Origin of the sequence: Sphingomonas montana (genome assembly GCF_001956315.1) — a bacterium.
In the GTDB taxonomy this organism is placed as follows: Bacteria; Pseudomonadota; Alphaproteobacteria; order Sphingomonadales; family Sphingomonadaceae; genus Sphingomonas_R; species Sphingomonas_R montana.
Map to the genome: position 1 here is coordinate 1 of NZ_KV887137.1, position 19,810 is coordinate 19,810.

At 67.9% G+C, this 19,810-nt stretch carries 16 protein-coding genes; 8 read left to right on the plus strand and 8 right to left on the minus strand.

The features are described 5' to 3' along the window. Positions 1-431: CoA-transferase (locus BKY59_RS00515; protein WP_206361994.1), on the plus strand; the 431-nt coding region annotated here is incomplete at both ends. Between the two features lie 250 nt (positions 432-681). Here the strand turns inward: BKY59_RS00515 and BKY59_RS00520 are convergent. The 4 genes from BKY59_RS00520 to BKY59_RS00535 all read right to left on the minus strand — a co-directional run bounded on the left by BKY59_RS00520 (position 682) and on the right by BKY59_RS00535 (position 4,154). Beyond that, entirely contained in the window at positions 682-1,056 is a 375-nt protein-coding gene (locus tag BKY59_RS00520; protein WP_076068153.1) for a response regulator, read from the minus strand. Then, a complete protein-coding gene (locus tag BKY59_RS00525; protein WP_165374773.1) occupies positions 1,053-2,594 on the minus strand; it encodes a PAS domain S-box protein in 1,542 nt (513 codons plus the stop codon). Before BKY59_RS00525 ends, BKY59_RS00520 begins: the two co-directional genes overlap by 4 nt. Further along, the gene (locus BKY59_RS00530) at positions 2,581-3,312 is read right to left on the minus strand and encodes a Crp/Fnr family transcriptional regulator (RefSeq protein ID WP_076068155.1); all 732 of its coding nucleotides are present in this window, start codon (positions 3,310-3,312) and stop codon (positions 2,581-2,583) included. The genes BKY59_RS00525 and BKY59_RS00530 overlap by 14 nt, the downstream gene beginning before the upstream one ends. A gap of 119 nt (positions 3,313-3,431) precedes the next feature. Beyond that, positions 3,432-4,154, minus strand: a complete 723-nt coding sequence (locus BKY59_RS00535) for a Crp/Fnr family transcriptional regulator (RefSeq protein ID WP_076068156.1) — start codon at positions 4,152-4,154, stop codon at positions 3,432-3,434. A gap of 175 nt (positions 4,155-4,329) precedes the next feature. Between BKY59_RS00535 and BKY59_RS17545 the strand changes: the two genes are divergently transcribed. Further along, on the plus strand, positions 4,330-4,647 hold the full coding sequence (locus BKY59_RS17545) for a hypothetical protein (RefSeq protein WP_076068157.1): 318 nt from the start codon (positions 4,330-4,332) through the stop codon (positions 4,645-4,647). Between the two features lie 41 nt (positions 4,648-4,688). Here the strand turns inward: BKY59_RS17545 and BKY59_RS00545 are convergent, their stop codons facing one another. Together BKY59_RS00545 and BKY59_RS00550 are read right to left on the minus strand one after the other, a co-directional pair. Beyond that, entirely contained in the window at positions 4,689-5,450 is a 762-nt protein-coding gene (locus BKY59_RS00545; RefSeq protein ID WP_076068158.1) for an ABC transporter permease, read from the minus strand. Continuing rightward, positions 5,447-6,376: an ABC transporter ATP-binding protein gene (locus tag BKY59_RS00550; RefSeq protein WP_076068159.1), complete on the minus strand. Its 930-nt coding sequence runs from the start codon at positions 6,374-6,376 to the stop codon at positions 5,447-5,449. Before BKY59_RS00550 ends, BKY59_RS00545 begins: the two co-directional genes overlap by 4 nt. A 139-nt stretch (positions 6,377-6,515) precedes the next feature. Here BKY59_RS00550 and BKY59_RS00555 point away from each other — a divergent pair, with 139 nt between their 5' ends. The 3 genes from BKY59_RS00555 (at position 6,516) to BKY59_RS00565 (ending at position 11,261) form a co-directional block, all read left to right on the plus strand. Then, the gene (locus BKY59_RS00555) at positions 6,516-8,132 is read left to right on the plus strand and encodes a M28 family peptidase (protein WP_076068160.1); all 1,617 of its coding nucleotides are present in this window, start codon (positions 6,516-6,518) and stop codon (positions 8,130-8,132) included. Positions 8,133-8,406: 274 nt separating this feature from the next. Next, positions 8,407-10,920, plus strand: a complete 2,514-nt coding sequence (locus BKY59_RS00560; protein WP_083671790.1) for a TonB-dependent receptor — start codon at positions 8,407-8,409, stop codon at positions 10,918-10,920. 56 nt (positions 10,921-10,976) lie between these two features. Beyond that, positions 10,977-11,261, plus strand: coding sequence for a hypothetical protein (locus tag BKY59_RS00565; RefSeq protein ID WP_076068161.1), 285 nt, complete (start codon positions 10,977-10,979; stop codon positions 11,259-11,261). 214 nt (positions 11,262-11,475) lie between these two features. Here BKY59_RS00565 and BKY59_RS00570 read toward each other — a convergent pair whose 3' ends face one another. Continuing rightward, entirely contained in the window at positions 11,476-13,788 is a 2,313-nt protein-coding gene (locus tag BKY59_RS00570) for a TonB-dependent receptor (protein WP_076068162.1), read from the minus strand. Positions 13,789-13,939: 151 nt separating this feature from the next. Here BKY59_RS00570 and BKY59_RS00575 point away from each other — a divergent pair, with 151 nt between their 5' ends. The 3 genes from BKY59_RS00575 to BKY59_RS00585 all read left to right on the plus strand — a co-directional run bounded on the left by BKY59_RS00575 (position 13,940) and on the right by BKY59_RS00585 (position 17,606). After that, complete coding sequence (locus tag BKY59_RS00575) at positions 13,940-15,457, plus strand: alkaline phosphatase D family protein (protein WP_129586138.1); 1,518 nt, start codon at positions 13,940-13,942, stop codon at positions 15,455-15,457. A gap of 87 nt (positions 15,458-15,544) precedes the next feature. Next, positions 15,545-15,988 carry a cupin domain-containing protein gene (locus tag BKY59_RS00580; protein ID WP_129586139.1) on the plus strand — a complete coding sequence of 148 codons (444 nt, stop codon included), beginning with the start codon at positions 15,545-15,547 and terminating at the stop codon, positions 15,986-15,988. Positions 15,989-16,133: 145 nt separating this feature from the next. Then, positions 16,134-17,606 carry a deoxyribodipyrimidine photo-lyase gene (locus tag BKY59_RS00585; protein ID WP_076068164.1) on the plus strand — a complete coding sequence of 491 codons (1,473 nt, stop codon included), beginning with the start codon at positions 16,134-16,136 and terminating at the stop codon, positions 17,604-17,606. A gap of 175 nt (positions 17,607-17,781) precedes the next feature. On the opposite strand, the gene BKY59_RS00590 is transcribed toward BKY59_RS00585, so the two are convergent. Next, complete coding sequence (locus tag BKY59_RS00590) at positions 17,782-19,809, minus strand: putative bifunctional diguanylate cyclase/phosphodiesterase (RefSeq protein WP_076068165.1); 2,028 nt, start codon at positions 19,807-19,809, stop codon at positions 17,782-17,784. Position 19,810: the final 1 nt, after the last annotated feature.

The window sequence follows — 19,810 nt, forward strand, 5'->3', positions numbered from 1 at the left end:
GGGGCCGTTCCCCTATGAGGGCGAGGCGGACCCCGACCTGATCAACGCCGGCAAGCAGACGATCACCGCGTTGCCGACGTCATCCTTCTTTTCGTCGGCCGACAGTTTCGCCATGATCCGCGGCGGGCATATCGACCTGACCGTGCTGGGCGCGATGGAGGTGGCCGCCAATGGCGACATCGCCAACTGGACCATCCCCGGCAAGATGGTGAAGGGCATGGGCGGCGCCATGGACCTGGTGGCCGGCGTGAAACGCGTGGTGGTGGTGATGGACCATGCCAACAAGCACGGCGAATCCAAGGTGCTGGAGGCATGCACCCTGCCGCTGACCGGCAAGGGGGTGGTCGACCTGATCGTCACCGACCTGTGCGTGATGGCGGTGGACCCGGACGGCGGCGGGCTGACGCTGATCGAACTGGCGCCGGACGTGANCCGATGTGCGGGCGCGGACGGCGGCGGCGTTCGATCCGGGGGGGTTCGCGTAAGAGGCGGCCTGGACCGGCCGGAACCACGCGATGCGTGATGCCGGCCGGTCGGAGACGCATCAGGACTTCGCGCGGATGCCGAAGTCGATCGTGCAGTACTGGATGCGCCGGATGGGCGTGCCGCGGTCGTGGTTGCCGCGCGGGTAGCGGACCGCGGTTCGACGAGCCATCCGGCAAGGGCGAGTCTCGCGTGAGGTTATGTTGCCGGGGCGAGGCGCAGGACCGCGGCGACGAGTTCCGCCGGTCGGATCGGCTTTTCCAGGCGTTCGACATGCGCCAGGTCGGCCGGGATGATCGCGGCATCGTAGCCGGTGACGAACAGGAACGGGACGCCCCGTTCCGTCAACAGGCACGCGACATCGAAGGCGGGGCCACGCCCGAGGTTGATATCGACGACCGCGCCGTCGACGGCGGTCAGACCGGCAAGATCGCCCGGCCGGAATGCCGTTCCGAACGGCCCCACGACCGCGGCACCGGCCTGCGCCAGCACCGTCGCCGCTTCCCGGGCGAGGTAGAAGTCGTCTTCCAGAATGAGAATGCGTTTTCCGGCAAGGGATCGCGCTGGTTTCATCTCATGCTCCCAAACGGATCGACATCGGTTTGCAGGATGCTGGTCGTTCCGACGAGCGGAAACTCGATCGTCGCGATGACGCCGCCCGACCCGAATTCCAGGCTGCCCATACCCTGGAGTTCATAGGGTACGCGTTCCGTGATCAACTCGCTCCCGAAACCCTGCCGGCTCTGCGTGGGATCGAGCACGACCCCCGATTCGGTCCAGACGAGGCTGAGCCGCGGATGTTCGCCACCGTCGAGCAGGCACCAGCGGATGTCGAGCCGTCCGGTCCTGCGGCTCAACGCCCCGTATTTCACCGAATTGGTCGCCAGTTCGTGGATCGCCAGGCTCAGGACTTCGGCGGCCTTGCCGGGCAGCGCGACGTCGGGCCCGGTCATCGTCAACTGATCGGGCTGCGTGGTCTGGGCCTTGAGTTCGTCCATGATGAGATTCTGGAGGTCGACGCCGGTACTGGAACCGCGCGTCAGCAGCCCCTGCGTCCGCGCCATGGCGCTGATCCGGCCTTCGAGATGCTGTGCATAGTCGGCCACCGTGTCGGCGGTCTCGGCCGTCCGGCGGGCGACCGAACGGATCATCGCCAGGATGTTCCGGACGCGGTGCTGGAGTTCGGCCAGCAACAGCCGCTGGCGTTCGTTGGCCTGTTTCAACGCGGAGATGTCATGCACCGCGACCACGGCGCCGGTGATCGCCCCGTCGGCATCCCGGATGGGGGCCGAGGAGACCTTGGTCCACACCGTACGGCCATCCGCCAGCCGGTAGTTCATCTCCACGCCGGGCAGCGCGCGCTCGCCGCGCAGCGCGCGGGCGCTCGGCCAGTCGACGGGATCGACGGCCGCCCCGTCGGAATCCTGCGTACTCCAGCGCGCGCAAAATTGTGGATCGCGCGACGGGATGACGTCGGTCGGCAGGAACCGCTTTATCTCGGCGTTGGAGACGATGAGCCTCCCGTCGGTATCCATGATCGCCATGCCGACGGGGATCACCTCGAATGCGGCCGCCAGCCGGCCCTCGCTTTCAAGCAGCCGCGCCTGGGTCTCGCGGAGCGAGCCGGCCTCCGCCTCGGCGTCCACGCGCCGGGTCTGGTCCTGCCAGGACAGGAATTGATGGATGGTCCGGCCGGCGTCGTCCTTGAACGCGCTGAGCAGCATCGCCGCGACGAACCGGGAACCGTCCTTGCGATACTGGATCGATTCGAGCAGCCCGTCTTCATCCTCCGCAAGCGCCTGGCGGAGCCGGGCGGCGTCGTCCGGGCAGGTGTCCGGGCCGTTCATGAAGAAGGGCTGCTGCCCGAGCACCTCGTCCAGGCTGTAGCCGGTGAGGTCGAGAAACGCCTGGTTGGCAAAGACGATCGGATTGCCCGGCAGGTTCGGATCGGTCAGCGCCATCGCCATGCGCGTGGCCCGCACCGCCTCCACGAAAAACCCGCCGCGGCGGCGCAGTTGTTCGATGGTGTCCTCCATCGAAGACCGCGCGGCGGTGTCCGGCTTATCGGTTTCGAAGGCGTTGGGCGACTGATCGTCCTCAGACATAGGCATCGACGGGGCCTTCCTCATCGACATGGAGGTAGGCGGAGTTGAAACCGGACACCTTCATGAGCCCGTCGAGATCCGGCAGGCGCAGGATCCGGCGGTCGAGTTCGACCAGCCCCTGCAACCGAAACTCCCGCAGCGTGCGGTTGACGTGCACCGACGTCAGGCCGGTCGCATCGGCAAGGTCGTTCTGCGTGAGCGGGAAGGCGCAGTGGTCGTGGTTCACGACACCGGTCGTCCGCAGGCGACAGAAGAGTTCGACGAGCAGGTGTCCCAGCCGTTCATAGGCCGAACGCTGGCCAAGGCTGAGCAGCCATTCGCGCTGGATCGACGCGCTGACCAGTTCGCGCCGCCACAGGGCGCGACCGATGCCCGGATGGTCCACCACCAGCGCGTCGAGCGTTTCCGGTGCGATCTGCGCAACCCGAAGGCGGGTGATCGCGCCGATGCTGTGATCCATCCGGCTGAGGAGGTGACCGCTGAAGTCGCAGAAATCGCCCGGCAGAATGAAACCGACGATCTGGCGATGGCCGTCGGGCGTGGTCTTGTAGCGACAGGCCCAGCCGTCGACGAGAAGGCGGATATGGTGGGGCGTATCGCCTTCGCGGGCCAGGTCGCGCCGCGGTTCGATGTCCCGCGCGGGAAAACCGGCCAGCCGTTCGAGTGCGGCCCGGTCGGCTTGAGAAAGATCGAAGCAAGTGTCGAGCCGTCGGATAAGGGGCATAATAACACTTTGCGGTTGAGACCAACCACTCGCGTAGCACCGGCGCGACACCGCAAGTCTGACCCATGTTAGGATCATCATTTATCGTCCGCCGCGGGTTTCGGCCGCAGATCGGCGGTTCAGGCGACCCGCCGCAACCGGCGATGCAGGTAGTTTTCATCGAACCCCGCGATCTGGATGAGCTTTACCGGGTCGAGGATGGTGACGCTGCCGCGTTTCAGCGCCATCGCGCCGGCCAGCCGCAATTCCTTCAGGACCCGGTTGATGTGCACCGCCGTCATGCCGAGCGCGTCGGCGAGGACGGCCTGCGACAGCGGCAGCGCGAATTCGCCGTCCCCCGTCAGGCCGATGTTGCGCGCGCGCAGATAGAGTTCGCAGATCAGATGCGCGACGCGTTCCGGCGCGCTGCGGCGCCCCATGCTGACGATCCAGGCGCGCATGATCCCTTCGTCGACCAGCTGGGCCGCGTACATCGCGCTGGCGATGTTCGGATGGGCGAGCATCATCGCCTGCATCTCGGCCTTCCCGACGGTGGCGACCATCGCGGTCGTGATCGCCTGGATGCTGTGGTCCATTTCCGCCAGCAGCTTGATGTGCAGGTCGCAGGCGTCCCCGGGCATGAGGAACGCCATGATCTGGCGCGTCCCGCTCGGCAGGATCTTGTACCGGCAGACCCAGCCTTCCAGCACGACGAACATCGGCCCGGGCTCGTCGCCCTCGCGGATCAGGTCCTGCCGGGCGATGTAGTGACGCGGACGCGCCGTCGCGGTTTCCAGCGCCGCCGCATCATCGTTCGTCAGCGTGGCCAGCCCACGCAATTTCTGAACGAAAGGATTGGTCATGCACGGTCCTACCCTTTTCGACGCGGTGACGAAATTGCTGAATGTTGTTGTCCAATGTTGCCGCAGGTTGTGGAATTGTCCGGCGGTTCGCGTAGGCGTCAGCATGTCGCCGGCGGATCCCCGACATGGGCGACCGGAAGGGACAAGGGTCCCCTTCGTAGGAAAAGGTGCTTGCATGCCGATCAACGACAATGGCCCGACGGACACCGGTTCGGACCCGGGCCCGGCGATGTCGGCGACGGACGGTCCGGGGATGGCGGCGCTGTTGCTGGTCGAAAGCCTCATCCACGGACTTCGCGAGAATGCGATGCTGACCAACGACGAGGTGATAAGCATCGTGCAGACGGCGATCGACGTGCAGTATGAGCGGGCGGAGGCTGCCGACGAGGGTGCCGCCCCCGTAATGTGGCGGTCCTACAGCCTGCTGACCGAAATCGGCGCCTCGCTCCGGATCGACGGCTATGGCCAACCGACGCTGGTCCGCCCGGTCTAGACCACCGACGGATCACGGCGCCGGACCACGACGACGCGGACCTAGTTCTTCAGCCGCCAGCCGCTCCGGAAGATCAAGGCGATGACGGCGAGGCAGGCGACCAGGAAACCCAGCGTCACGCCCAGGCTGACCGCGATGTCGACGTCACCCTTGCCGAAGAAGCTCCAGCGAAAACCGCTGACCAGATAGACGACCGGGTTGAACAGGCTGACCGTCCGCCACGGCTGCGGCAGCATGTCGATCGAATAGAAGCTGCCGCCGAGGAAGGTCAGCGGCGTGATGAGCAGCATCGGCACGAAATTGAGCTGTTCGAAGCTTTTCGCCCAGATGCCGAGGATGAAGCCGAACAGGCTGAACGCGATCGAGGTGAGCAGCAGGAACGCCACCATCGCACCCGGATGCAGCACGCTGATGGGCACGAAGAATGCCGAGGTGGCCAGGATGATGAGCCCGAGCACGACCGACTTGGTCGCGGCCGCGCCGACATAGCCCACTACCAATTCCATGGGCGAGACGGGGGCGGACAGCAGTTCGAAGATCGTGCCGGTGAATTTGGGAAAGTAGATGCCGATCGACGCATTGCCGACGCTTTGCGTGAGCAGCGACAGCATGATGAGGCCGGGCACGATGAAGCTGCCGTAGCTCACGCCGTCGACGGCCTGCATCCGGCTGCCGATGGCGCCGCCGAAGACGATGAAATACAGGCTGGTGGTCAGGACCGGCCCGACGAGGCTCTGCCACAGCGTGCGCAGCGAGCGGGCCATTTCGAAGCGATAGATCGCCCATATGCCGTGCAGGTTCACGCCCGTTCCTCCACGAGATCGACGAAGATGTCCTCAAGGCTCGACTTGGACGTTTCGAGATCCTTGAACGCGATATGCCGGTCGGCCAGTTCGCGCAGCAGCGACGGGATGCCGGTATGCTCGTCGGTCGCGTCGAAGACGTAGCGCAGCGTCCGGCCCTCGTTCAGCAGGCTGAGCCGCCAGCGTTCCAGGCCGACCGGCACCGCGTCCAGCGGATCGACCAGCGTCAGGTCGAGTTCGCGCTTGCCCAGTTTCTGCATCAGCGCGGCCTTGTCGTCGACGAGCAGCAGCCGGCCCTTGCTGATGACCCCGACGCGGTCGGCCATCTCCTCGGCTTCCTCGATATAATGCGTCGTCAGGATGATCGTCGTGCCGCGTTCGCGCAGGCGGTGGACCAGCTTCCACATGTCGCGGCGCAGCGCCACGTCGACGCCGGCAGTGGGTTCGTCGAGGAACAGGATTTCGGGTTCGTGCGCCAGCGCCTTGGCGATCAGCACCCGGCGTTTCATGCCACCGGACAGTTCCATGATCTTCGCGTCGCGCTTGTCCCACAGCGAAAGGTCGCGCAGCACCTGTTCGATATAGGCGCTGTCGCCCGACCGCCCGAACAGCCGGCGCGAGAAGGTGACGGTGGCGAGCACCGTTTCGAACATGTCGACCGACAGTTCCTGCGGCACGAGGCCGATCCGGCGGCGCGCGGCCTTGTAGTCGGTCAGCGCGTCGTGGCCGGCGACCAGGATCGTGCCGGTGGAGGGCGTGACGATGCCGCAGATGATGCTGATGAGGGTGGTCTTGCCCGCGCCGTTGGGACCGAGGAGCGCGAAGATTTCGCCCTTGTGGATCGTGAGGTCGACGCTGTGCAGCGCGGTGAACCCGCCTTTGTACGTCTTGGACACGCCGGTGACGGCGAGGATCGGTTCTGGCATCAAGTCCCCCTTGCCGCGCGTAGATAGGCGCGCCGGGAAGCGCGTTAAACCCTCGTTCCGTTCCGAAGACCGAACGGGCCGGGCTTCTGCCGGCGAAGACAGCTGGCTCTTCGCCGGCGGTACGGTTAGCCTCGGCCCGATGCGCACCCTTGTCCTCACCGCCCTCCTCCTGTCCGCCGCCGCCGGGGCGCAGCCGCTGCCGTCCCCGGTCCAGCCCGATGCGATCAAGGAGGATGTGCGGATATTGTCGTCCGACGCGTTCCAGGGACGCGGCCCGGGCGAGCGCGGCGAGACGGTGACGCTGGCCTATCTGAAGGCGCAGTTCGAGGCGGCGGGGCTCCAGCCCGGCGGGCCGAACGGCGCGTGGTTCCAGGACGTGCCGCTGATCCGCATGGACAAGGCGGCGGTGGCGTTTGCCGTCACGGCCGGTGGCGCGCCGTTGCCGACCGCGCGGGCGCGCGACTGGTCGCTCGGCGCGTCGCACGAGGGGGTGGCCGGCGTGACGGACGCGCCGCTGGTGTTCGCGGGCTTCGGCATCAGCGCGCCCGAACTGGGCTGGGACGACTATGCCGGCGCGGACGTGCGCGGCAAGGTGGTGCTGATCCTGCCGAACGACCCGGACCATGACCAGCCGACCGGCCCGTTCGGCGGGCGGCAGCGCAGCCGTTATGCGGGCGGCAAGGCGGCCGCCGCATTCGCGCGCGGGGCGGCGGCGGTGCTGACGATCCACCGCGAAGCACTGACGAGCTGGCCCTGGCAGCAGGTGTGGAATTCGGACGCGAACGCGACGTTCCGCCCGGCGTCGGCCCCGACACCCACCGACCCGGCCCGGTTGACCGGTTACGTCACCAGCGACCTGGCCGCGCAGCTGATGGCGCGTGCGGGGCTGGACCTGGAGGCGCTGATCCGCGCGGCGCAGCGGCCTGGGTTCAGGCCGGTCGCGATCCCGGGTGCGGCGCTGACCGCGTCCGCCACGGTGACTGCGACGCCGATGATCACGCGCAACATCGTCGCCCGGATCGACGGCACGACGCGCGCCGGCGAAACCGTGCTGTTCGGGGCGCATTGGGATGCGTACGGCATCGGCGCGGCGGACGCGACCGGCGACCGGATCCGCAACGGCGCGATCGACAATGCGGTCGGCACCGCGACTTTGCTCGACGTGGCGCGGGCGTTCGCACGGGGGCCGCGGACGAAACGCACGCTGCTGTTCGTCGGCTACACGTCCGAAGAGGACGGGTTGCTAGGGGCCTATCATTATGTCGCCAACCCCATTCGCCCGCTGGAAACCACCGCGGCGGTGTTCAACCTCGATCCGCATCTCGCGCTGTCGGCGACGCGGTCGGTCGAGCTGATCGGGGCCGGGCGCGTCGACCTGGAAGATGATCTGGCCCGACTGGCGCAGGCGCAGGGCCGCCGGATCGAACCTGAGGTGGCACCGGAAGCAGGCTGGTATCAGCGATCGGACCATTATGCGTTTGCGCAGGCCGGCGTGCCGAGCCTGTATTTCCGCGCCGGTCGCGACCTGGCGGACGGCACGCGGGCGGATGCGGCGGTCGCGCAGTATAATGCGCAATGTTACCATCAGCGCTGCGACGAATTTCAGGAGGGCTGGGACATGGCGGCGGCCGGACAGGACGGCGCGCTGGTGCACGCACTGGGCCTGCAGGTGGCGAACGGCGATCGCTGGCCGGAGTGGCGACCCGGCGGCGACTTCGCACCCATCCGCGCGAAGAGCCGCGCGGCGCGGCGGTAGGGATTCCCGGGACGTATCGCCTTTCGGCATTCATAGCTGATGCGCGGGAAGTCCGCACCGAAGCAGTGGAAGACCGGCGCCAATACCGACCGCCCGGGTTGAAGATCGATCTGTGTCGGCAGTCTCGTGATTGAGGCGGTCATTCGTCGTGACGGACCTTTCGAACGCGTTTCGCATTGCCCGGCGGCGTTCGTCCGGTTAGCAATCGGGTGCCGCAGATGGGGGGGCACCAGTGCGGGACGGATCGGGTTTCGTACGATTTGTGGCGGTCGGGATGATGGTGCCGGCCACGATGGTCACATGCCAGGTCCGCGCGGACGCGCAGTCCGGGATGGCCGGCGATGCGGACCGCGACGCGGATAGCGATGCGGACACCGATCCCGCCGATATCGTGGTGATCGGCCGGCGCGGCGCGGTGGCGACCGACCTTCCGCCGCTGGCGACGTTCGATGCGGCTGCGATAGCCGCGACCGGTGCGACCTCGATCGGCGAACTGCTGCGTCCGTTGCGCGCGGTGACGCAGTCGGGCGACGGGCAGGAACCGATCTTCCTGCTCAACGCGCAACGCGTGTCGGGCTATCAGGACATCGGCAACCTGCCGCCCGAGGCGATCGAGCGGGTCGACGTGCTGCCCGAACCGGTCGCGCTGCAATATGGCTACGCGCCGACGCGGCGGGTGGTGAACTTCATCACGAAACGCCGTTTCCGGCAGATCGCCGTCAAGGGTGCGGGCGGTGCGACGACGGGCGGCGGCGCCGGCAACGGCAACGCGCATGTCGACCTGACCCGCCTGGCGAACGATCGGCGCCTGACAGTGTCGTTCGACGCGCGCCATACCGACGCGCTGCGCCAGTCGCGGCGCAATATCCTGCCCGATCTGGACGTGCCGTTCGACGCGCGCGGCAACGTGACGGGACTTGCGGGGGGCGAGATCGACCCGGCGCTGTCCGCGCTTGCCGGGCGGGTCGTGACGATCGCGCCTGTGCCAGTCGGCTTGCCCGATCTGCCCGGTTTCGCCGTGGACGCGAACCGGCCGCGCCTGTTCGACGTTTCGCCGTTCCGCGCGCTTGCGCCCGCCAACGACACGTTCCACGGCGAGGCGGTGGTGGCCGACCGGATCGGCCGCGGGCTTTCGGGTTCGCTGACGATCACCGCGGACCACAGCCGCGACGTCACCGCCTTCGGCCCGGCCAGCGCGACGCTGCTGGTGCCCGGCGGCAATCCCTTTTCGCCGTTCGGCCGTGACGTGCTGCTCCAGCGCTACCTCGTCGAGGCGGCGCCGCTTGGCCAGCGGTACGCGACGACGACCCTTCATGCCGGCGGCGTGGTGCGCGGCGCATGGCGCGGCTGGCAGTGGGACCTGACCGCGACGCTGGACGCGCAACGTCGGAACGGATCCATCGTCAAGGGGATCGACCCTGCTGCCGCCAACGCCGCGATCGCGGCCGGTGGCGATCCGTTCCGGCCGTTCGCGCCGGCGCTGGTCGCCGACCGGCTGGTCGATCGCAGCAGCCAGACGACACGCGGGGGCGGCAGCAAGCTGGTCGTGACCGGGCACCCGTTCCGCCTGCCCGCCGGACGGATCACCCTGACCGGCACGGTCGAGACCGATCGCACGCACATCGATGCCGAGACGCGCGGCGATGCGCCCTATGCGCTGGCGTTCGGCCGCAGCCGCGTGGAAGGCGCCTTTGCGATCGACGTGCCGATCACATCGCGACGCGAAGCGTTTCTGGCCGGGGCGGGCGACCTGTCCGGCAACGCATCGGGCGCCCTGCGCCGCGTCGGGGGTGTGGGCACGCTGGCGGACGGGACGTTCGGCCTGAACTGGGCACCCGTCCCGGCGGTGCAGCTGATCCTCCAGCTCAGGCGATCGGCCGTCGCGCCGGCGCTCGACCAACTGGCGACACCGCAAAGCGCGATACCGCAGGTGCCGCTGTTCGATTTCGCGACCGGCCGTTCGACGCTGGTCACGCTGCTGATCGGCGGGAACCCGGACCTGGCCGCCGAACGGCGCCGCGTCCGATCGATCGGTGCGACGATCAAGCCGTTCGCCGCGCGGGAACTGCGAATCAGCGCGACCTATGACAGGACCAGGATCGCGAACGCGGTCCAGACGATCTACGCGCTCACCCCCTTTACCGAGGCCAACCTGCCCGACCTGTTCGTGCGCGACGATGCCGGCGTCCTGACACAGGCGGCATTCCGGCCGACCAACCTGTTCCGCGAACGGCAGCGCACGCTCAACCTGACGCTCAGCGCCAGCGGGCAGCTGGGTCGCGCCCGGCCGCCGGCATCACCCGGCGGACAGCCGCCCGGCCGCCCCGCCTTCTACGGCGGGCTGGGACCGACCATCCGGCTGGCCGACCGCGTGGTGCTTCGCCCCGGGGCAGCCACGCTCGATCTGCTGGCCGGCGATACGCTGTCGAGCGGCATTACGCCGCGGCTGTCGGGCTATGCCTATGGCGGGATCAATCATCTGGGCAGCGGCGCCACCTTCGACCTCTACTGCACCGGCAGGGCGCGAATTCGCGGTCCCGTTCCGGCGTCGACGCTCGGCTTCGCCCCGCTTTGCAAGATCAATGTCGGCGGCACGCTCAACCTGCAGCATTTCCTGCCGAAACAGGGCTGGGCGCGGCAGCTGAACCTGAAACTGGACATCGCGAACGTGACCGATGCGCGCCAGCGGGTCCGCGATGCCGATGGAACGGTGCCCTATCGGTATCAGCGCGACCTGCTCGACCCGCTCGGTCGCGCGTTCACGCTCTCGCTGCGCAAGCTGTTCTGAGCGCCGCCATGGGTGATCGCGATTGCGGACCGGACATTCGTCGGTAGAAGGGCGGGATGATTACCCTGGCATCCTATGGTTTCGAACCCGACAAGGCCTGCATCGTCTGCCGGCACGTCATCGACGGCGCGCCGATCCTCGTGTTCGTCCATGACGATGACGGCGACCTGCAATTCGCCTGTGGCGGCGAGGCGCACAGCGTCGACGACTGGCACGCCATCTGCCTCGACCATGTCGACCTGGCCGAGCATCGGTTGAACCGGTTGCCGGCGGTGCATGCCGGGCATGTCGCGATACGCGAAGAGGCCGGCGGCGACTGGAGCGTCGAGCCGACCGGGTGATCGCAATCAGTAGGGCATGATGCGTTCGGCCCGATGATTTTAGAACGAACCGTTGCAAAGCCCGTCCATGCCGAGCGTAGTCGAGGCACCTTTCCCCGCGCATAGCCGAGGGGCGCTGTAGGCCGTCTCGGCTGCGCTCGACGGGTCCTTCGACTTCGCTCGGGATGGACGGTCGAGCTAGACGCGTCACGCCATAGAGCGTGACGCGATCAAATCAGAACCGCTTGCGGATCGTCCCGAAGACCTGACGCGGCGATCCGGCCTGCAGCGTGTTGTTGAGCGAGGCGGCGGTGTTGAAGAACTGGCCCGAGCCCAGCGCCGCGATATACCGCTTGTCGAACAGGTTGGCGGCGTTCAGCTGCACCTCGAACCCGGCGAGCGGGCCGGCTTCGGGGAAGCGGTAGCCCAGCGCCGCGTCGAACAGCACATAGCCATCCACCGTCACGTCACCGGTATAGGTGACGTTGCGCCGCGACGTGTACGCGCCGGCGAGGTTGCCGAAGAAGCGGCCGTCGTCATAATTCACCTCGCCCTTCGCCAGATGGGCCGGCGTATCGACGGTGCGGACATTCCGGGTCGCGACCGTGGCCGCGCCGTTGACGGTGTCGTCGTCATAGGTGCTGTCATTGTAGGAGTAGGAGCCGATCAGCGACAGGTTCCGCGCCACGCGGTAGGTGGCCGCAACCTCGACGCCGCGGCTCGTCACGCTGCCGACATTCTGGAGGATGCTGGGGTTGCCCAGGATGTTGGCCCCGCTGAACGCGGCCAGCAGGCGGTTTTCGAACTTCACGTCATAGACCGCCAGCACGCCGCGCAGCGGGCCGGCCGCGAAACGCCAGCCGCCTTCGATCGTGCGCGACGTTTCGGGTTTCAGCACGCCGCGGATCGCCTCGAACCCGACCTGGGTCGTGCCGAACGGGCCGCGGAACGAGCTGATATAGGCGCGCATATTCTCCGCATAGTTGGCGAAGAATTCCTGGCCGCCCGTGCGGTAGGTCGCGCCGACCTGCGGCTGGAACCAGTCCTTCGCCGCGATCTTGCCGTTGATGAAGGGGGTGCCGAAGGTGGTGGTGATGCCGTTCGACACGCGCGCGCCCTTGAACCCGCCAGCGATCGTCAACGCGTCGGTCAGCTTCCACGTGTCGCTGACGTGGAACTGGTTGGTGACGGTGGTCAGGTCGGTGCGGAAATCCGAGCGGAACGGCGTATCGAGGAAATCGGTCACGTCCGGCCGGTTGGTCTGGCTGACAGCATAATAGTTGCGGTCGGTCGCGGCGTCGTTGTCCTCGTGCCAATACCCGAATTGCAGGCTGTGATCGCCCAGCCGCGCGGTCGCGTTCGCGATCCCGCCGTCGCGGTTGATGGCATATTCGGTCGTGCGGACGGAAAGCGGAAAGCCGTCCGGCGAGAAGACGGCGGGCGTGTAGATGCCGCCGGACCCCTTGTCCGTGTGGTGATAATAGGTGCCCGACAGGTCGAGCCAGTCGGTGACCGGCATGGCGAACTGCAACGCGCCCAGATAGTCGCGCCGGACGCCGCCGCTGTCATAATAAGTATCGTTGACGTTGGTGTAGGGCGACGGGAAGACCGTGCCGGCGGTCGGGAACGGCAGCGGCCGGCGCGCGGCGGCGGCGGTCTGGTTCGCGCTGACCTGCGACAGCCGGACGGCGGTGTCGAAATCGGGCCGCAGGAAATCGAGGTCGTAGCCGATCCGGCCCAGCGTGGCCGGCGACAGGTCGGCATAGTTGCGCTCCTTGTGAAGCGAATAGTTGAGCCAGCCGGTCAGCGTGGCGTCGCCGATCCGCTGGACGATCTTGCCGTTCAGCTTGCGATCGGTCTGCGCGCCGTAGCCCTTCCACTTGTCGGCATCATGATAGACGCCCGAGACCGACAGGAGCGTACCGGCACCGATCAGCCCGCTGTCGATGCGGCCGTAGAGATGCACGGTGTCGTACATGCCGTAGGTGGCCGCCGCTTCGCCGCCGAGCGTTTCGGACGGCGCGCGCGACACGAATTCGAGGTTGCCGCCGAGGTTGCTGGTCGACGCGATCGCGAGCGATCCGGCACCCTGCGACACGTCGACGCGGGCGATGTTTTCCGCCGCGATGGCGCGGCTGATGTGCAGGCCGTTATGGTTGTTGTAGAACATGTCGCCCAGCGGCACGCCGTCGAGCGTGTAGCCCATCTGGCTCTGGTTGAAGCCGCGCACCGACAGGCGGGTGCCGAGTTCGTAGCTGCCGAACGGATCGGCGCTCTGCAATGCGACGCCGGGCAGGCGGGCGACCGCCTTCAACGGCGAACTGCCGGGGGGAAGGATGTCGATCGCCGCCTTGCTGACGGTCTGTTCCTGGCGGACCTTGCCGGAACCGTAGACGACGATTTCGCCCTCCTGATCGGCGGGTGCGACACCGGTGGCGACGTCCGCCGCCGCAGTGGATGCCGTGGCGGTGATCATCTGCGCCTGTGCGCCGCACGCGGCAAACAGAATGACGCACCCGGCAGATGCCAGGAGCAAGGACTTGGACACGTAAATTTCCCCTGATCGAAGAGCCGATCGTCCGGCTTCGTCGCCGGGCCTTAGGCAGCGCGTCGGACATGACCGTTACGGGGCGGCGTCAATTCCGTGACGGCAGCGTTTCGGTCACGGCCCCGTCACCGATCGCGCGTATCGGAGGGCGGTGGAAGATCGATATTGGCACAGGCGCGCGGTCCTCGCCGCGATGGGCGCATTGGCGGCGGCACCGGCGGGCGCAGTCGGCCGCGGCACGCGCGCCGCCGGCAATCCGTTCGCGCTGGGCGTCGCCAGCGGCGATCCGTCGCAGGACGGGTTCGTGCTGTGGACGCGGCTGATCGGGGCCGGGCTTGCGCCGCTGGCGGCGGGCGGCGTGACGGTGCGGCATGAGGTCGCGACCGATCCGGCGTTCCGGACCATCGTGCGCCGCGGCACCACGGTCGCGCAGTCGCAAAGCGCGCACAGCGTGCACGCGGAGGTCTTCGGCCTGCCGCCCGGGCGGCCTTACTGGTATCGCTTCCATGCGCTCGGCGCGGTCAGCCCGGTCGGGCGGGCGACGACGGTGCCGGCGACGAGCGACCGGTTGCGGCTGGCGGTCACATCCTGCCAGCATTGGGAACAGGCGCGGTTCGGCGCCTATCGCGACGTGATCGCGCAGGCGCCGGACCTCGTCCTGCAACTGGGCGACTATATCTACGAACAATCCTATCCGGACGGCGTGAAGGTGCGGTCCTTCGGTGCACCCGAACCGCGCGACCTGGACGGGTATCGCCGGCGGCACGCGCTGTACAAGACCGACCCGGACCTGCAGGCCGCGCACCGCGTTTGCCCGTGGCTGGTGACGTGGGACGACCATGAGGTGCTGAATGACTATGCCGGGCTGGCGAACCGCGACCGGGCACCGGCGGCAATCTTCGCAGCCCGGCGGGCGGCGGCGTATCAGGCCTATTTCGAACATATGCCGATCCGGCCGAGCCTGTGGCGCGGCGTCTCGGCACCGCGGCTGTACCGCGGGGTGGACTGGGGCGAGCTGGCGTCGCTGTCGCTGCTCGACACGCGGCAATATCGCAGTGCGCCGCCCTGCGCGCCCCCCGGCCTTGCCCGCAACGTGCGGCTGGACGATTGCGCGGCGGCCGCGGCACCGGCCGCGACGATCATGGGGGCCGCGCAGGAACGCTGGCTCGATCGCCGGCTGGCGCAGGAACGGCGGCCGTGGACGCTCATCGGGCAGCAGGTGTTCTTCGCGCGGCTTGCCCTGGACAGTGCGGGGCGATCGACGTTCAGCGACCAGTGGGACGGGTACAGCGGCAACCGCGGCCGGGTGCTGCGCGGCCTGTCCGGCCCTAGCGTTACCGGGCCGGTGATCCTGAGCGGCGACGTCCATTCCTTCTGGGTGAACGATCTGGACGACGCGGCCGGCCGGCCGGTCGCCAGCGAGATCGTGACGTCTGCGCTGGGTGCGGCGTCCCCGCCGGCGGGTCGGTTCGGCGCAGTCTCGGCGAACAACACGCACATCCGGTTCAGCGATGTCGAACAGGCCGGTTACGTGCTGATCGACGTCCGCCCAGGACGGCTGGAAGCGGACCTGCGGATGATCGGCGATCGCCGTGTGGTTGACAGCGGCGTCACCAGCCTCGCCCGGTTCGGGACGGAGCGCGGCGGCCGGCGACTGCAACCCGGCTGATCCGTGTCCGGACGCGATCGCGCCGCGAACCGCATCGATCCGATGCGCCGTTGACCCGGAATGCCGGAAGGGGACAGGATGCGCCGGATGCAAAGCAGATTGTTCCTGATCGCCCTGGCGGCGGTGCCGACAGCGATATCCGCGGCTCCGGCCCCGGCTCCGTCTCCGGCTCCGGCGCGACGCCCGCTGGTCGTGATCGACGAGCGGGCGACGGTGCGGACCGAGCCGCCGCCGCACGGTGCGATCGGCACCAGCACCGCATATCGGATCAGCGACGGCGTGCCCGGCCGGACGATGGAGTTCCGCAAGCGGGTGCTGCACCCCGGTGCGGCGATCGGCGCGCATCGGATCGCACATGACGAGGTCTATTACGTGATCGCCGGCGCGGGCGAGGTGACGTCGGGCACGGAACAACGGCGGCTGAGCGTGGGCATGGCGGCCTATCTCTATGCCGGGGAGACGGTCGGCATCCGCCAGGTCGGCAGCGCGCCGCTGACGCTGATCGTGTCCTATCCGATCGTGCCGAAGTAGGGTTGCGCTGATTTCCCAAGGGTGGCCCTGAGGCGCGGTTGGCCGTCTCGGCGGCGCTCGACGGGTCCCTCGACTGCGCTCGGGATGGGCGGTTTTGTCCACCGGGCGCGACGGACCCCGGCGGGGCGTCGAGGGTTGAGCGGACATGACCATGCTCCATCCCGCGCTGTCGTCTTGGTCCGAGGCGCCGCGCGTCCGATCGATGAACGGGCAGGATGTTCGGCCCGAGGGACGCTATGTGCTGTGCTGGTTGCAGCAGGCGCTGCGCGCGCGCGACAATCCGGTGATCGATGCGGCGCTCCAGCTCGGCAACGCGCTCGGCCTGCCGGTGCTCGTCTATCACGGGCTGCGCGAGGACTATCCCCACGCGTCCGACCGGCTGCACCGGTTCATCCTGCATGCGAGCCGCGATTTGGCGCGCGAATGCCGGCAGCGTGGGTTGGCCTGCGTGCAGCATGTCGATCGGGCCGCGATGCGGGAGAAGGGGCTGGTCTATCGCCTGGCCGCCGACAGTGCGGCGGTGCTGGTCGAGGATCAGCCGACGTTCGTCGCGCGCTGGCAGGCGGAACGGGTGGCGGGGCGCATCGACCGGGCGATGCTGGCGGTCAACGCCGCGTGCCTGGTCCCGCCGGCGGTGCTGGGCGACGGCATCGGTTCGACCAGCGCGTTCCGGCGGCGGCATGAACCGTTGCGCGCCGCCTGGGCCGAGGCGGCGGACCTCGTGCCGGACGCGGCGCCCTATGACGGACCGCTGCCCTTCGCGCCCGACCGGCTGGGCACCGCGAGCGACGCCGAGCTGGACGCGTTGGTGGGCGCGGCGGAGATTGATCATGCGCTCGCCCCAAGCACGCTGTTCGTCGCCGGCCGGGAGGGCGCGCTGGTCATGCTCGAGCGGTTGATGGACACGGTGTTGCCGACCTATGCCGCGACCCGCAACGACGCGACGCGCCCGATCGGCGCGAGCATGCTTTCGCCCTTCCTGCATTTCGGCGTGATCGGACCGCGCGAGGTGATGGCGACGGTCGACGCGGCCGCCGCCCCGGCGGCCAGCAAGGAGAAGTTCGCGGACGAACTGCTGAGCTGGCGCGAATGGTTTCATTATCAGGCGCGCGGGCTTGCCGCCCCGGAGCGCTACGACCGGATCCCCGGCTGGGCGCGCGAGACGCTGGAGGCGCATGCGGGCGACCCGCGGCCGGAACTCGAAACGCTGGACGCGCTGACCCACGGCGAGACGCGCGACGAGACGTGGAACGCCTGCCAGCGCCAGTTCCTGATCGACGGCTGGATGCACAACAACCTGCGGATGTACTGGGCAAAACGGATCATCGCGATGACGCCCGACCCGGAAACCGCGTGGGCGACCGCCTGCTACCTGAACGACCGGTTGAGCCTGGATGGCCGCGATCCGTCCACCTACGGCAATATCGCCGCATCGTTCGGCGGTGGCGCGCCCGGCCGCGACGGCCCGCCGATCTACGGCAAGGTGCCGGAACGGTCGGACGGTTCGACGCGCCGCCGACCGAGCGGACCCGATTGGCTGGCCACGGCCGCCGCGCGACCCGGGCCGCGACTGGCGGTGCCTGCGCGGGTGCCGGTTGAATTGTACTTGGCAGAGTAATCGACTGTGTGGGGCGCTTCGATCGTTCGAGCATAATAAGTTAGCCGAACTGGTATCTGCCCCCCGTTTGGTGCGAGCCTTTCGGGAACCCTGCGCTGGGTTCTCGCCCTTCGAGAGCCTCAGGCGGCGCGAACTCAGCGGGATTGAGGGAACGGATAAACCTGACGTCATCTGCCTAGCCGGTCAGGCGCGACTCCCGCACGAGGGTTGCGGGTTCGGGGGCGGTCGCGAGCAGGGAATGGCCGGGGCCGGGGGGCGCGGTGGGCCAGCGGTAACGGCTGGAATGCAGCAGCAGGTTCGTGTCGACCGCGCTCATCGCCTTGCCGAACAGATAGCCCTGCGCCTCCCGGCAGCCGAGCCGCTGGAGCGTCTGGCAGACCGACAGGCTTTCCACCCCTTCGGCGACGACACTGAGTTTCAGGCTGTCGGCCAGCCGGATGATGGCCGAGACCATCTGATACGCCCCGTCGTCGCGATCGACGTTGCGGACGAACGAACGGTCGATCTTCAGCTTGTCGAACGGCAGCATGCGCAGATGCTGGAGCGAGGAATAGCCGGTCCCGAAATCGTCGAGCGCCAGCGCCATGCCCTGGTTCTTGAGCGATTCGATGATCCGCTGTGCCGCGATCGGATCGGAGATCAGCGCGTTCTCGGTGATTTCCAGGCTGATCCGCCGCGACGGAAAGACGCGCCGCGTCAGGACGGCCAGGATCTTTTCCGAGAACCACGGGTCGCGGAACTGGATGGGCGAGACGTTGATCGCGATGGTCAGATCGTTCGGCCAGTCGGCCGCGTCGATGCAGACCTGGTCCAGCAGTTTCAGCGTCAGTTCGCCGATCAGGCCGCATTCCTCGACGATCGGGATGAATTCCGCCGGGCCGACCGTCGCCCCGTCCGTACGGTTCCAGCGGGCGAGCATTTCGAAGCCGACGATGCTGCCCGAGGCCAGGCTGACGATCGGCTGATAATGCGGCTGGAACGCGTTTGCCGGCAGATCGACGCGCATTTCGCGTTCCAGGACGGCACGGGCGGCGAGCTTTGCGGCCATGGCTGGTTCGAACGAACTGTAGCGCGAACGGCCGAGCGATTTGGCGTCGTACATCGCGATGTCGGCATGCTGCATCAGCATTTCGCGGCTGATGGCATCGGCGGGGAAGATCGAGATGCCGATGCTGGCGCTGATATGATGGGTGAAGCCGTGGATCAGGAACGGCGCGGCCATGTCCTGCACCATGCGGTCCGCCATCGCGGTGGACGCGAAGCTGCCGTCCGGGGCGGTTTCGATCGTTACGGCGAATTCGTCCCCGCCCAGGCGGTAGGCATGGCCCAGATCGCCGACTATCGCGATCAGCCGGCTGGCCACCGCCTGCAACAGCCGGTCGCCCGCGCCATGCCCGTGCGAATCGTTGATCTCCTTGAAACGATCGAGGTCGAGCATGAACAGGCAGAGTTGCGTGGGCTGCCGGGAGGCGACGAACTGGTCCAGCCGCTCGCTCAGCGCGCGGCGGTTCCGCAGGCCGGTCAACGGATCGCGATAGGCCAGATCCTGCGCGATACGTTCCGCCGCGCGGGCCCGTTCCTGTTCCGCGATCATGCCGGACCGTGTTTCGAGGACCTGCTTGAAGCCTGTGTGGCTGGTCGTCAGCGTGCGCAGGATCAGCGCGGCGACGACGAGGAAGTTCGTGCCCACGGTGAACAACGACCAGTCGGACGACACCAGCAACCGGACCGTCACCGGCATGACGCCGAGCAACAGGATGAGATGGCCCGCCCGCGGCAGGGCCTGCATGCAGAAGCAGCAGCTCATCGCTCCGACGAAGACATAGAGCGCGATCGCCGCGCTGCGCACAGGATCCTGTTCGGAGAACAGCAGCGAACCCCAGCCGCCGAATATGGCGCTCAACAAACCGGCGGTGATCAGCGTGCCGCGCAGGTAGCGTTGTATGTCGGCCGGCGCGGCGACGATCGTGCGGCGGCGAAACCAGAGCAGCGCGCGCACGGCGATCACGATCGACAGCGCCACGGGTATGCCGAAGCTCATGCCCAGCGGCACGTCGTGGAAGGTCGCGATGCCCAGGAACAGCACGTTGATGAACATCAACGCGTACATCAGCGGGATCTGGCGACGCAGGGTCGCATACTGCTCAAGCAGGAATGCGTCCGATGGCGGCGTGCGGGACCTCAGGCGGAAAAGCTCGAACATG